The sequence below is a fragment of the Streptomyces sp. NPDC005435 genome, from assembly GCF_040703155.1.
Classification (GTDB): Bacteria; Actinomycetota; Actinomycetes; order Streptomycetales; family Streptomycetaceae; genus Streptomyces.
Genome location: NZ_JBEXEQ010000030.1, coordinates 55827 through 68664, shown reverse-complemented (window position 1 = coordinate 68664; position 12838 = coordinate 55827). Strand labels below are relative to the sequence as shown.

The 12838-nt window shown below is 73.1% G+C and carries 14 protein-coding genes and 1 pseudogene; 5 read left to right on the top strand and 10 right to left on the bottom strand.

The features are described 5' to 3' along the window. A pseudogene (locus AB0898_RS31925) lies at positions 1–95 on the bottom strand (hydantoinase/oxoprolinase family protein); the annotation flags it as partial. Positions 96–321: 226 nt separating this feature from the next. Here AB0898_RS31925 and AB0898_RS29435 point away from each other — a divergent pair. Next, positions 322–1182: a Bax inhibitor-1/YccA family protein gene (locus AB0898_RS29435; protein WP_366806072.1), complete on the top strand. Its 861-nt coding sequence runs from the start codon at positions 322–324 to the stop codon at positions 1180–1182. A gap of 77 nt (positions 1183–1259) precedes the next feature. On the opposite strand, the gene AB0898_RS29430 is transcribed toward AB0898_RS29435, so the two are convergent. Further along, positions 1260–1490, bottom strand: a complete 231-nt coding sequence (locus AB0898_RS29430) for a DUF4287 domain-containing protein (protein ID WP_366806071.1) — start codon at positions 1488–1490, stop codon at positions 1260–1262. 128 nt (positions 1491–1618) lie between these two features. Here AB0898_RS29430 and AB0898_RS29425 point away from each other — a divergent pair, with 128 nt between their 5' ends. Beyond that, positions 1619–1900 carry a hypothetical protein gene (locus AB0898_RS29425; RefSeq protein WP_366806077.1) on the top strand — a complete coding sequence of 94 codons (282 nt, stop codon included), beginning with the start codon at positions 1619–1621 and terminating at the stop codon, positions 1898–1900. Between the two features lie 13 nt (positions 1901–1913). On the opposite strand, the gene AB0898_RS29420 is transcribed toward AB0898_RS29425, so the two are convergent. The 3 genes from AB0898_RS29420 to AB0898_RS29410 all read right to left on the bottom strand — a co-directional run bounded on the left by AB0898_RS29420 (position 1914) and on the right by AB0898_RS29410 (position 5459). Further along, entirely contained in the window at positions 1914–2696 is a 783-nt protein-coding gene (locus AB0898_RS29420) for a hypothetical protein (RefSeq protein ID WP_366806070.1), read from the bottom strand. A 341-nt stretch (positions 2697–3037) separates the two neighbouring features. Further along, a complete protein-coding gene (locus AB0898_RS29415) occupies positions 3038–4258 on the bottom strand; it encodes an acetyl-CoA C-acetyltransferase (RefSeq protein ID WP_366806069.1) in 1221 nt (406 codons plus the stop codon). Between the two features lie 178 nt (positions 4259–4436). Next, positions 4437–5459 carry an SGNH/GDSL hydrolase family protein gene (locus tag AB0898_RS29410; protein ID WP_366806068.1) on the bottom strand — a complete coding sequence of 341 codons (1023 nt, stop codon included), beginning with the start codon at positions 5457–5459 and terminating at the stop codon, positions 4437–4439. 161 nt (positions 5460–5620) lie between these two features. Between AB0898_RS29410 and AB0898_RS29405 the strand changes: the two genes are divergently transcribed. The 3 genes from AB0898_RS29405 (at position 5621) to AB0898_RS29395 (ending at position 9062) form a co-directional block, all read left to right on the top strand. Beyond that, entirely contained in the window at positions 5621–7012 is a 1392-nt protein-coding gene (locus AB0898_RS29405) for a cystathionine beta-synthase (protein WP_366806067.1), read from the top strand. A gap of 482 nt (positions 7013–7494) precedes the next feature. Beyond that, on the top strand, positions 7495–8337 hold the full coding sequence (locus AB0898_RS29400) for a MurR/RpiR family transcriptional regulator (RefSeq protein ID WP_366806075.1): 843 nt from the start codon (positions 7495–7497) through the stop codon (positions 8335–8337). 113 nt (positions 8338–8450) lie between these two features. Continuing rightward, on the top strand, positions 8451–9062 hold the full coding sequence (locus AB0898_RS29395; RefSeq protein ID WP_366806066.1) for a hypothetical protein: 612 nt from the start codon (positions 8451–8453) through the stop codon (positions 9060–9062). Here the strand turns inward: AB0898_RS29395 and AB0898_RS29390 are convergent, their stop codons facing one another. The 5 genes from AB0898_RS29390 to AB0898_RS29370 form a co-directional block, all read right to left on the bottom strand. Continuing rightward, positions 9063–9437 (bottom strand): hypothetical protein, encoded by a 375-nt coding sequence (locus AB0898_RS29390; RefSeq protein WP_161181059.1) that lies wholly within the window; start codon positions 9435–9437, stop codon positions 9063–9065. 19 nt (positions 9438–9456) lie between these two features. Then, the gene (locus AB0898_RS29385) at positions 9457–9954 is read right to left on the bottom strand and encodes a roadblock/LC7 domain-containing protein (protein ID WP_366806065.1); all 498 of its coding nucleotides are present in this window, start codon (positions 9952–9954) and stop codon (positions 9457–9459) included. 31 nt (positions 9955–9985) lie between these two features. Next, positions 9986–10807: a transcriptional regulator gene (locus AB0898_RS29380; RefSeq protein ID WP_366806064.1), complete on the bottom strand. Its 822-nt coding sequence runs from the start codon at positions 10805–10807 to the stop codon at positions 9986–9988. Then, positions 10804–11193, bottom strand: coding sequence for a hypothetical protein (locus tag AB0898_RS29375; RefSeq protein WP_361780280.1), 390 nt, complete (start codon positions 11191–11193; stop codon positions 10804–10806). The genes AB0898_RS29380 and AB0898_RS29375 overlap by 4 nt, the downstream gene beginning before the upstream one ends. A gap of 179 nt (positions 11194–11372) precedes the next feature. After that, the gene (locus AB0898_RS29370) at positions 11373–12791 is read right to left on the bottom strand and encodes a diaminopimelate decarboxylase (RefSeq protein WP_366806063.1); all 1419 of its coding nucleotides are present in this window, start codon (positions 12789–12791) and stop codon (positions 11373–11375) included. Positions 12792–12838: the final 47 nt, after the last annotated feature.

The window sequence follows — 12838 nt, the reverse complement described above, 5'->3', positions numbered from 1 at the left end:
CCGCCGGCGGCCACGGTGTGGATGTCGAGCATGGGCGCGCGCAGCCGGACACCCGCGATCCGGGTGGTGAGGACGCGTTCGTACTCCCCCGCGTACCCGCGGGACCGGCGGCCGGCCCCTTTTCCGTACCGGTACGTCCTCTTCCTTACGGCGCCCGTACGTCCCTCGGGCATCACTGCTCCATGGCCGGGAACACCGGTTCGGCATAACGTGTTCGGCAACGTGGCGGGGGAAAGATCCTCCTCAGGGATTACGGTCCTTCCTTTGCCAATCCATTACTCTTGAGGCCGAGGTCGCGCACGGCGGCCGTGGAGGAGTGAAATGAGGAGCAGCAACCCGGTCTTCTCGCGACGGGGGTTCAGCCGCGACAACGGCTACGCCGGTTTCAACACCGCACCGCAGGCCGGGTACGCACAGGGCAGCCCCTACGCGCAGAACCCGTACGCGCAGAATCCGTACGCCCAGGGCGACCTGGCGCACGGTGCCCCGCCGCAGGCCCCGCCCGCCGCCGGCCGGATGACGATGGACGACGTCATCACCCGTTCGGCCTTCACGCTCGGCACGGTCGTCGTCGGCGCCGTCCTCGCCTGGACGCTGCTGCCGGTCACCACGACCAGCTACGGCCTGGCGATCGGTTCCGCGATCATCGCCTTCGTCCTGGCGATGGTGCAGAGCTTCAAGCGCACGCCGTCCCCCGCGCTGATCCTGGGCTACGCGGCCTTCGAGGGCGTCTTCCTCGGCGTGATCAGCGAGATGTTCAACAGCCGCTGGAGCGGTGCCCCCTTCCAGGCGGTGCTGGGCACCATGGCGGTCACCGGCGCCACCCTGCTGGTCTACAAGGCCGGCTGGATCCGCGTCACCGCGCGGTACGCCCGGATCGGCATGGCCATCGCGATCGCCTTCGTGGTCGTCATGGCGGTCAACCTGCTGCTGGTCGCCTTCGGCGTCGCCGAGGACGGCGGACTGCGCAGCATGGGCCCGCTGGGCGCGATCGTCGGCATCATCGCGATCCTGCTCGGCGCGTTCTTCCTGACCCTGGACTTCAAGCAGATCCAGGACGGCATCTCCTACGGCGCCCCGCGTGACGAGTCCTGGCTCGCCGCGTTCGGTCTCACCATGACCCTGGTGTGGATCTACATCGAGATGCTCCGCCTGGTCGCGATCTTCAGCAACAACGACTAGCGGACACCCGCAGCGCGCGCGAAGGGCCCCCGGTTCCGTACCGGGGGCCCTTCGCGTGTGCCCGGGGGACGCGGCCGCTAGCGCAGCTTGCGCGCCGCCCTCCTCAGGTCGTACTCATGGATGATCGCCTTGGCGTGGCCGTAGGCCAGGTTGTGCTCGTGCCGCAGCCAGCTGACCTTCTCCTCGAAGCGGGTGAGAGCGGGTCCCTCCTCCACCGCGCGCAGCCAGTCGGAGACGGGGCGGCCGGTGCAGTGGGGAATGCGGGCAAGCATGTTGCGATGGGTCTCTTCGGAGAAGACTTGGGACATCGGCGCCTCCGAACGCAAAGGGGATACAGGCCGGTCCTCCCCGTCACCGTGCCGGAGCGAGCGCCACTTGGCAACAGTGCCCGCGTTACGCTCGGTCGGTGCTGGATACGACGCCCCTGACCAAAGCAGTGGAACACTTCGCCGACCGGCTGCGGGCGGCCCCGCAGAGCCGGCTGCAACGCGGCGCCGCCGCGGAGGCCCTGGGCCTGGCACGGGAGATGGCCCGGCGCACACAGGCGGTGGAGGAGCCCGGGACCGAGCCCCGCGAGATGCCGGACGCCGGGATGTTCGCGGCGGCCGACCAGATCACCGTCGCCGGGCACGATTTCGCGCTGGTGCTGGACACCGAGGAGCAGGTCGCCGAGGCGGTCGCGCTGGTGGAGGAGGCCCGCAAGCGGGCCGGGGTGTGAGGGGCCCTGGCGCTTACAGGGACGCGATGACGCGGTCCGCCAGGACGTACACCGTCTCCTCGCCACAGGCGAAGGTCAGGGTGTAGGCGCCGGAGATGCCCGAGCCGCCGAGCAGATACGGCGCCTCGCCCGAGCGCAGCGCGGCCGCGAGCCGCTCCGCCGTCTCGCGGTGGCCCGGGGTCATGCACAGGGTGGTGCCGTCGGCGAAGACGTAGACGTCGAGGGTGCCGAGCGGGCCGGGGCGTACGTCGCTGAGCGCGACCTGCTGGGTGGCCAGCTGCTCCAGGGTGGTGGCGGCGCGCTCGTCCTCGTGTCCGGCGGTCGCCTGGACGGGGACGAAATCGGGGTGCGAGGGGTGGCGGCGGCGCGCTGCGGCCAGCTCCGGGGACTCCCCGGTCTGCTCCTCGGCCTCGGCGGCCGGCTCGGCCACCGGCTCCAGGCCCGCGAAGTCCGCCTGCCGGGGCAGGAAGGGCTCGATGTCGGCCAGGCCGTGCAGCGAGGGGGTGTCGGAGGTGTCGCGGGTCTCCTGCGCGGCCCAGAACGCGCGGGCCTCGGCCAGCTCCCGCTCGCGCTCCTCGGCGAGCGCCTCGGCCACGGCCGCGCGTATCTCCTCGGCGTCGGCGGTGGTGCGGGCGGCGGGCAGCAGGGTGCGCAGGGTGGCCGCCTGGTTGTCCGCGAGCTGGGCCTGCAGCTCGGCGAGCTGACGGCGCAGCCGCAGCACGGTGCACAGGACGGCGACGCCCACGGCGCCTGTGGCGACCGTGGTGAGCAGCAGGGCGATGGGCATGGCGCTCACTGACGTACTCCCAGGTTCAAAGTCGACCCCCGACTTCCTACAACAGCTTGAAGGGCGGACTGTCCGGCTGTCAGTGCGTAACGTCACGAAACGGACGGCGCTTCTGTCGCGGCGGCGCGTGGCGCCTCCCGGCCCACGGCACTGACCTGCGTCGATCCCCCATCGAGCGAGATAGGTCACACCCTGAGGGAGATTGGATCACAAAAAGGCCCAGCGCCCGGGGGGTTTCCCGGGTTCCGGGCCTTTTCGGACCCTCGGTGCCCGAGCGGTCACCGAGGGTCGATCGGCTCGCCGGCGCGGATGCGGTCAGCTCCTCGGCGCGGGCGCGGGCGCGGGCGCGGTCAGCTCAGGCGCTCGATGACCATCGCCATGCCCTGGCCGCCGCCGACGCACATGGTCTCCAGACCGAACTGCTTGTCGTGGAACTGGAGGGAGTTGATCAGCGTGCCGGTGATGCGGGCGCCGGTCATGCCGAAGGGGTGGCCGACCGCGATGGCGCCGCCGTTGACGTTCAGCTTGTCCAGGTCGATGCCCAGCTCCTGGTAGGAGGGGATCACCTGGGCGGCGAAGGCCTCGTTGATCTCGACCAGGTCGATGTCGCCGACGGAGAGACCGGCGCGGCGCAGCGCCTGCTTGCTCGCCTCGACCGGGCCGAGGCCCATGATCTCGGGGGAGAGGCCGGAGACACCGGTGGAGACGATGCGGGCGAGCGGGGTCAGGCCCAGCTCGCGGGCCTTGGTGTCGCTCATGATGACGAGCGCGGCGGCGCCGTCGTTGAGCGGGCAGCAGTTGCCCGCCGTGACCAGGCCGTCGGGGCGGAAGACCGGCTTGAGGCCCTCGACGCCCTCCAGGGTGACGCCCGCGCGCGGGCCGTCGTCCTTGGCGACCACGGTGCCGTCGGGCAGCGTGACGGGGGTGATCTCGCGCTCCCAGAAGCCGTTCTTGATGGCTTCCTCGGCGAGGTTCTGCGAGCGGACGCCGAACTCGTCCATCTCGCGGCGGGTGATGCCCTTGAGCCGCGCCAGGTTCTCGGCGGTCTGGCCCATCGCGATGTACGCGTCGGGGACCAGGCCGTCCTCGCGCGGGTCGTGCCAGGTGGTGCCCTCCTGGAGGGCGACCTCGGCGGTACGGGCCTCGGCCTCGGCGAAGAAGGGGTTGCGCGTGTCGGGCAGGCTGTCGGAGTTGCCCTTGGCGAAGCGGGAGACCGTCTCGACACCGGCCGAGATGAAGACGTCGCCCTCGCCGGCCTTGATGGCGTGCAGTGCCATGCGGGAGGTCTGGAGCGAGGAGGAACAGTAACGGGTGATCGTGCAGCCCGGCAGGTGGTCCATGCCCATCTGCACGGCCACGATCCGGCCCAGGTTGTTGCCCTGCTCGCCGCCGGGCAGGCCGCAGCCGAGCATGAGGTCGTCGATGTCCCTGGGGTCCAGTTCGGGGACCTTGGCGAGTGCCGCCTGGATGATCGTGGCTGTCAGGTCGTCCGGGCGAAGGTCCTTCAGGGAGCCCTTGAAGGCGCGGCCGATGGGGGAGCGGGCGGTCGACACGATGACGGCTTCGGGCATCACGGCTCCAGTGGCGTAGGGAAGAAAGGGCAAGGCCCACTCGGAAGTTACCCGTACGTATGGCCTGGGTCACCCGGGTGCGGGTGTGACGCTGGCCGCAATTGTCTAAGCGCTTGCTTGGTTCGCCTCCGCTCGCTCCGCTCCGCTCGGCTCGCCGTTCCCGCACGCCGGCCGCGCGCTACGACGACGGCGCCGCCGGTTCCGTCTCCGGCACCCCGCGCCTGCGCCGCCGCTTCAGCAGCGCCCACGGACCGCGCGGCCCCGAGGGCATCGCGGCCGTGACCTCCGTGCCCGCCTCCGCCGCGGCCTCGGCCGCCGCCCGGGCCACCGGCAGGAAACCCTCGCGGCGTGCCACGTCCGGCCCCTCCTCCTCGGCCGGCCACAGGCCGAGGGCCGCGCACACCGTCGGCAGCACCGCCATGGCGGCCGTGGCGTACCCCTCCGCCGAGGGGTGGTAGCTGTCCGGGCCGAACAGCTCCCGGGGGTTGGCCGCGAACTCCGGGCCCAGCAGATCGCCGAGCGAGACCGTGCGGCCGCCCTGTTCCACGGTGCCGATGGTCTGCGCCGCCGCGAGCTGCCGGGACGCGCGCCGGGCCAGCCAGCGCAGCGGCTGCTGCACCGGCTCGATGGTGCCGAGGTCGGGGCAGGTGCCGACGACCACCTCGGCGCCGGCCGTGCGCAGCCGCCGTACCGCCGCCGACAGATACCGCACCGAGCGGGTCGGGGGCATCCGGTGGGTCACGTCGTTCGCGCCGACCATGATCACGCAGACGTCGGGGACCGGCAGCGGGGACGCGAGGACCAGGGCCACCTGGCGCTCCAGGTCGTCGGACTGGGCCCCCGGCAGCGCCACGTTCCTGAGCACCACCGGGCGCTCCGCGACCGCCGCGAGCCCCGAGGCCAGCAGCGCGCCCGGGGTCTGCCCCGCCCGGTGCACACCCTGCCCGGCCGCCGTGGAGTCGCCGAGCAGGGCCAGCCGGAGCGGCGGCTCACCGGGCTCCTCGAACCCGGCGCCGTACACCCCGTCGGCCTGCGGCACCCGGCCGCCGGTCGCCCCGTTGTTCACCTGGCGCCGCGCCAGCCGCATCTCCGCCAGCACCAGGCCGACCGCGGCCACCCCGATCAGCCCGGCTCCGCCGCCGCCGTACGCCGCCCCGGCCGCGATGCGCCGGGCCACTCTCGCCCTCGACAGGTTCGCCATGCGACGCCGCCACCTCCTCCTAGCCGTACACCCACTCCTTGCCCCGTACGGCACGTGTGCCAATCTCCACGGGGAGTGAAGGTCCGCTGGGCGTCACCCGGGGGCCGTAGGCTGGCGGAAACAACTACGACCACTGTTTTTGCAAGCAACCGGAGACAACGGTGCAATTCCACGACTCGATGATCAGCCTCGTCGGCAACACCCCGCTGGTGAAGCTCAACAACGTGACCGAGGGCATCCAGGCCACCGTCCTGGCCAAGGTGGAGTACTTCAACCCCGGCGGTTCCGTGAAGGACCGCATCGCCCTGCGCATGATCGAGGCGGCGGAAGCGAGCGGCGAGCTGAAGCCGGGCGGCACGATCGTCGAGCCCACCAGCGGCAACACGGGCGTCGGCCTTGCCATCGTGGCCCAGCAGAAGGGCTACAAGTGCATCTTCGTGTGCCCCGACAAGGTGAGCACCGACAAGATCAACGTGCTGCGCGCGTACGGCGCCGAGGTCGTGGTCTGCCCGACCGCCGTGGACCCCGAGCACCCGGACTCCTACTACAACGTCTCCGACCGGCTGGTGCGTGAGACGCCGGGCGCCTGGAAGCCGGACCAGTACTCCAACCCCAACAACCCGCTCTCGCACTATCACTCGACCGGCCCCGAGCTGTGGGAGCAGACCGAGGGCAAGGTCACGCACTTCGTGGCGGGCGTGGGCACCGGCGGCACCATCTCCGGCACCGGCCGCTATCTGAAGGACGCCAGCGACGGCAAGGTCCAGGTCATCGGCGCCGACCCGGAGGGCTCGGTCTACTCCGGCGGCTCCGGCCGTCCGTACCTGATCGAGGGCGTCGGCGAGGACTTCTGGCCCACCGCCTACGACCGCACCGTGGCCGACGAGATCGTGCCGGTGTCCGACAAGGACGCCTTCCAGATGACCCGCCGCCTCGCCAAGGAGGAGGGCCTGCTCGTCGGCGGCTCCTGCGGCATGGCGGTCGTCGCCGCGCTGCGCGTGGCCGAGCGGCTCGGCCCGGACGACGTGGTCGTCGTCCTGCTTCCGGACAGCGGCCGCGGCTACCTGTCGAAGATCTTCAACGACGAGTGGATGGCCGACTACGGCTTCCTGGAGGACGAGGGCCCCAGCGCCCGCGTCGCCGACGTCCTCAACGACAAGGAGCACGGCTCCATCCCCTCCCTGGTGCACATGCACCCGGAGGAGACCGTCGGCCAGGCCATCGAGGTCCTGCGCGAGTACGGCGTCTCGCAGATGCCGGTCGTCAAGCCGGGCGCCGGTCACCCCGACGTGATGGCCGCCGAGGTCGTCGGCTCGGTCGTCGAGCGCGAGCTGCTGGACGCGCTGTTCTCGCAGCGGGCCTCGCTGGGCGACCCGCTGGAGAAGCACATGTGCGCTCCGCTGCCCCAGGTCGGCTCCGGCGAGCCGGTCGCGGACCTGATGCAGGTGCTCGGCTCGGCGGACGCCGCGATGGTGCTGGTCGAGGGCAAGCCGACCGGTGTCGTCAGCCGCCAGGACCTGCTGTCCTTCCTGGCCAAGGGCGGCAAGAGCTGAGGCGTTCCGGGCGCTTGCGCCGATCCTCGGCGCGCGCTCGCCGGCCCGTGGCGCACACGGCATCTGAGTGTCACGTGCGCGCAGTACGTGCTTAACACGGGTCCCGCACAGTAGTGGGTACCGGCAGGGCGGGAGCGGCTCCCCGCCCGTGCCGGTACCGTACGGCGTCCCAGGAACCTCCGGAGCGGCTCCCGGACCTCCATGGACGCCAAGGACGCGCCCGCCAGGCCTGACCCGGCGCGCGTCCCCCGCGGGGACCGCCGTCGTCCCGCCCCCCGGTGACGGGGGTGCGGCGGTCCCCGCGCAAGCCGCCTTCCGCGCGCTCGCGCCTTCCCTTCCCGGCCCGCGCGGTCTTTTCCCGGCCCGCGTGCCGTCTCTTTCTGCGCCCTCGTCCGCCATACCCGGGGCATCGCGCACGCCCTCCCTGTATAACGGTATGCAGGGCGCGTTCGGCGTGAATAGCGGTGGGGCCGGTGAGAGGGATGGGTGTGGGCGACAGTCCTGCGCAGCGGTTGCAGGTGCTCTTCGAGGGGCGCCGGCTCACACCGACGCAGCGCCGTATCGCGCACAGCATGGTGCGGCGGGCCGCCGACGTGCCGTTTCTGTCCAGCGTGGAGCTGGCGGACCTCGCCGGGGTCAGTCAGCCGTCGGTGACCCGCTTCGCGGTCGCCCTCGGCTTCGACGGCTATCCCGCGCTGCGGCGCCATCTGCGCGAGGTGGTCCCCGTCGAACCGGCGGCCGAGACGGGCTCGTTCAACGAGTACCAGCAGGCCGTCGAGGCCGAGATCGAGAACCTGCGCCATCTGGCCGACCTGCTCGCCGACCCGGCCCCGGTGCAGCGGGCGGGGCTGCTGCTCGCCGCCTCCCGGCCGCTGCCGGTGCTCGGGCTGCGTGCCGCCGCGCCGCAGGCCTTCGGCTTCGCCTACTTCGCCGCCAAGGTCCACCCGGACGTACGGCTGCTCGACGAGGGCGGCTCCATGGTGCAGGACCGCATCGAGGCCGCCGTACGGGCCGGCGCCTCCGTGCTGCTCTGCTTCGCGCTGCCCCGGCATCCGCGCGAGGTCCTCGACGCCCTCGCGTACGCCAAGGAGGCCGGGCTGACCGTCGTCACCGTCGCGGACTCCGTGTTCGCGCCGGTCGCCCAGCACTCCGACCTGCTGCTGCCCGCCGCCGTCGGCACCGGGCTCGCCTTCGACACCCCGTGCGCGCCGATGATGCTCGGCCGGGTCCTCCTGGAGGCCATGTGCGACGGACTCCCGGACGCGCAGGCCCGGTTGGAGGAGTTCGACGCGCGGGCGGCGGCCCGTGGGCTGTTCGTGGAGTGAACCGGCGCTGTCTTAAGGCGCGTCTCAGGTTCCGGCGCTAGCCTGCCGCGCGGACACAGGTGATCCCCGGTGCGGACCGGGTGATCGACGCATTCGTGACACGGGAGGGTGACGTGGCGCGTGAAGGACGCGGTGGGCGCGAGGGACGCGGCGGACACGGACTGGCCCGGGTGGCCGTCCTCGTACGGGCCGGAGCCGCCCCGCTGGCCTGGCTCGGGGTGTTCGCGGCCGGCATCGGCGCGGTGCCGTCGGGACTGACGGGCCGAACGCCCGGCATCGCGGCCGGAGTGGTGCTCTTCGCCGGAGCCGCCGCCGTGGTGGCGCTGACCCGGCGGAAACGGTACCTGGCACTCGCGCGCGGCGCGGCCCGCGCGGGACGGCACGACGTACTCCAGGACCGCCGCGTGTCGGTGCGCAACTGGCGCCGGGGACACCGCTGGTGGTTGCTCCTGGCCTTCGCCGCCGCCCTCGGAAGCGCCTTCGCGGTGCCCGTGGCCGGGGGCCTGCTGCTCGCCGGGGCCGGTCTCGGACTGCGGCTGAAGGCGGCCTGGATCGGGCGGCGCGAACGCGCCCTGGACGCCCTGCTGTGGGTGCGGGTGGACTGGCTCGACGGGCGGGGCGGCGCGCCCGTCGGTAAGACCGTCAAGGCGCTGCGCGCCACCGGCGTCGCGGCCGGCGACGCGGCCCCGGGCGGGGCCCGCCGCCGTACTCCGGCCGCCGTCTGATCAGACCTCCAGCTCCGCCTCGATCCGCTTCAGCTGGTGCCGGGCCATCGCCAGGTTGGCCCGGCCCGACTCCAGCACCAGGTACAGGAAGAGGCCGTTGCCGCCGCGCCCGGTGAGCAGCCGGATCAGGTGGTACTGGTCGGACAGCGTGATCAGGATGTCCTCGATCTCGGCGTTGAGACCCAGGTGCTCCATGGTGCGCATCTTGGCGCGGATCACGTCGGTGTTGCCCGCGGCGGCGACGTTCAGGTCGAAGGTCTTGCTGCCGCCCATCGTGCCCAGCGCCATGCCGCTGGTGTAGTCGACGAGCGCGACGCCCGTGGCGCCCTCGATGGTCGTGAGCGCTTCTTTCAGCGCCGTCTCGGTGTTCGCCATGGTGGGGTCCTTTCGCGGTTCAACTGTCGGTTGCGGTAGGTGTCTCGGTGGTCGGTGTGCGCAGGACGCGCGGGGTGCGGGTGCGCGGGGGCACCGCGCGGGCGGGCCGCTCGACGGGACGGGAACGCGCCTCCGCCTCGGCGGCGTCGAGGAGTTCGCCGACCCGGGCGCCGGAGCGGCGGCCCTCCAGGTGCAGCCGGCCGACGTTGACCCGGTCCTGCGCGAGCAGGGTCAGCACGGCGGTGCGCCCGGCCGCGTAGGTCGCGACGTAGCCCCGCTCGCCGCGCACCAGCAGCTCGCGGAAGCCGCCGTTGCCGGTGGCCTCGGCGACCCGTACGGAGACGCCGAGCGCGGCCGCGGTCAGCGCGGCGAGGCCGTCGGGGTCGACGCCGGGGGTGTCGTGGGCGACGACCAGGCCGTCCACCCCGGCCGCCAGCGCGCCGGTGAGCTGGGGCACCCGGGTGCGCAGCCGCCGCAGCTCGTCCAGGACGGCTTCCAGGTCCTGTTCACGCAGCATCAGCTCTGTCCTCTCGGCGGGGCGGTGCCGTTCAAAGGGCCTCCAGCGCATCCCTGAGCCTCTTCAGCAGCGCGATGTCGGGGTCGGTGACCGTCAGCAGGGGGGGAGTCGGCGGGAGCGGCGGCGGGTCGGGCGCGCTGCGCACCGGGGCGAGGTGCCCGGCGGCCGCCAGCCGGCGGACGTCCACCAGCGTGTGGAACGCCTGCCGGCCCAGCTCCCGGGCGATCAGGGTGGCCGTACGGATGCCGTCGGCCCGCTCCAGGACCGCCCTGCGGCGGGCGGTGACCGGTGCCCCCGCCACCGGCGCGGCCCGGGTCAGCGGGGCGCTGTCGGTCGCCGGGTCGGGCCACAGCCGGTGCAGCAGCAGCCGGCGGCGCAGCGTCTCGCGCTCCAGCGCCACCACCGGCACCGAGGGCAGCGGACCCGCGGCGGGCGTGCCGTCGTAGCGGAAGCGGCCCGGGGTGCTGCTCGGGGCGAGCGCGAAGTACCCGGCGTCGTACAGCGCGTCCAGGTGGCACAGCTCCAGCGCGCCCTCGGGCAGCAGCCCGGAGTCGAGCAGCAGCCGGGCGGCCTCCGGGACGCTCGCCGTCCGCTCGGCCGCCCGCTGCCAGGCGGTGGCGGCGAGGGTGCCGTGAGCCGTCAGCAGCACGTCAAGGCCGGGGGCGAAAGGGCTCTCGGCGTGCACCACACGCCCCCGCACCAGATACAGCGTGCCGTGCTCGCGGACCAGGACGCCGGTGGCCTCCTCCTCGGCCAGGCGCCGCAGCATCGGGGACACCGCGCCCGCGGCTCTCTCGTGCGGGCTCGTTCGGGCCCGCACCGGCAGCGGCGGAGGTATCTCGACCACGGTCATCCCAGCACCAGCCGGGAGGCCATCTCGCCGAGCCGGATGCGGGCGAGGGCGAGGTTGCCCTCCTCGCGGCCGAGCCACAGATGCAGGAACACGCTGCTGTCGAAGGACGTGTCCACGAATCTCAGCAGGTGGTAGCTGTCGTGGTTGCTGACGATCACGTCCTCGACCGGCGGCCGCCCCTCGTCCGGCCCGACGGCGGCGAACGCGCCGTGCTCGGCGGTCATCCGGGCCAGTTCGGCGGCCTCGGCGGCCGTGGTCTCATGGTCGCCGCCGGGTGCCTCCCCGACGGTGCCGAGGGCCAGTCCGCTCGTCCAGTCCACCAGCGCCGCCCCCCGGGCGCCGGGCAGCCGCATGGCTTCCAGTAAGCACTCGTCGATTCCGGGCACCGTGGCTCCCCTCCCGCCTGTGACTCCGGTTGAGTGACAACGACACTACGCATCGTGTGCGTGGCGGGTGAGGGCTTTGGCATTTTCCGTTGGAACGTGCGCCCGGCGCGCTAACGTGGGTCGATTGGACCGCGTTTCACGGAAGTTGGTCCCTTTGTCCCTGGGCCGGGTGGTCCACGTCAACGGCTGCCGGGTGCGCCCAGGGTGGTGAGGGCGGCCGCGTGCGCCCCTCCGGACTCGGCCACGATCTCCGCCACCGTCTGCGGAGCCCGTACGGTCGCGAACGCCACGCCGCCCGCACCGTCCGGCACGAAGCCGTAAATCCCGGGCCGGGCAAGGGAGTTGTAGGGGTAGTGGTGGGCGAACGCGTACGCGCCCGTGTCCAGCACCGCCGCGAAGTCCCCCTGTTCCAGCGCGGGCAGCGAGCGTCCCTCGGCCAGCAGGTCGCCCGCGAAACAGGCCGGACCCGCCACGTCCTGCACCACCTCGGGCCCCGATTTCGGCCGCCCCTCGGCGTCGTACGCCGCGACCCTGAGCGGCCACAGCTCCGGCGCGTACACGGTCCGCGTCGCCACCTGGACCCCCGCGTGCGTGACCGCGATCCGCCGGCCGCCCGTGCTCTTGGCGTACTCCACCCGGGCCACCACCGTGCCGTGCTTGGCCAGCAGCGAGCGGCCGAACTCGGTCACCAGGCCGTACCGCCCGTCGAACAGCCCCGGCACCTCCTCGGCCAGCAGCCGCGCGTAGCGCGCGTGCCCCGGACCCGCCGCCTCCGAGGCGAAGTCCACCGACAGCCCGCCGCCGATGTCGACGGTGTCGATCTGTCGCCGCCCGGCCCGCGCGTTGATCTCCTCCGCGAGCGCGTACGTCTCCGCCACGCCCCGCGCCAGCAGCGGCAGCGGGATGCCCTGCGAGCCGGTGTGCGTGTGCAGCCGGGTCAGCCACGGCCGGTCCAGGAACGCCCGGACCACCCATTCCCTGGCCCCCGCGTCGCGCAGCCCCACCCCGAACTTGGAGGTCGCCGTCGCCGTCGAGGTCGCCCCGATGGAACCCGCGCCGAGCTGCGGATTGACCCGGATGCCGAGCGGGGAACGGGTCGGCGCGGTGCGCGTCAGCGCGTCCAGGCGGTCCAGTTCCTGCGGGCTGTCCGCGTTCACGGCGACACCGAGCGCCAGCGCCTCGCGCAGCTCGCCGGTGGTCTTGGCGGGGGAGTCCAGCACCGTGCGGGACGCGGGGATTCCGGCCGCGCGGGCCAGCGCCAGCTCGCCGGGGCTCGCCGCCTCGGCGCCCAGGCCCTCCGCCGCCAGCAGGCTCAGCACCGGCACCAGCGGGGCGGCCTTCACGGCGAAGGCGTGCAGCACGGGGGTGCCCGGCGGCAGTACGGCGTCGAACGCGGCGCGCAGGGCGGCGGCCGAGGCGCGGATGCCGGTGACGTCCAGGAGGGCGACGAGCGGGGTGTCCGGGCCGAGCAGGCCCTGCGCCACGGCGGCGCGGACGGCGGTGTCGCGGCGGGCGGCGCGGGTCTGTGCGCTGTCGTTCTCGGGGTGGATGTGTTTTGGGAGGTCCTGCTCGGTGCCGTGCTCGATGCCGTGCGTCACGGGGTGCCCCTCCTGCCGTCCTCGCTTCTGTCGTCGCTTCCAGCCAA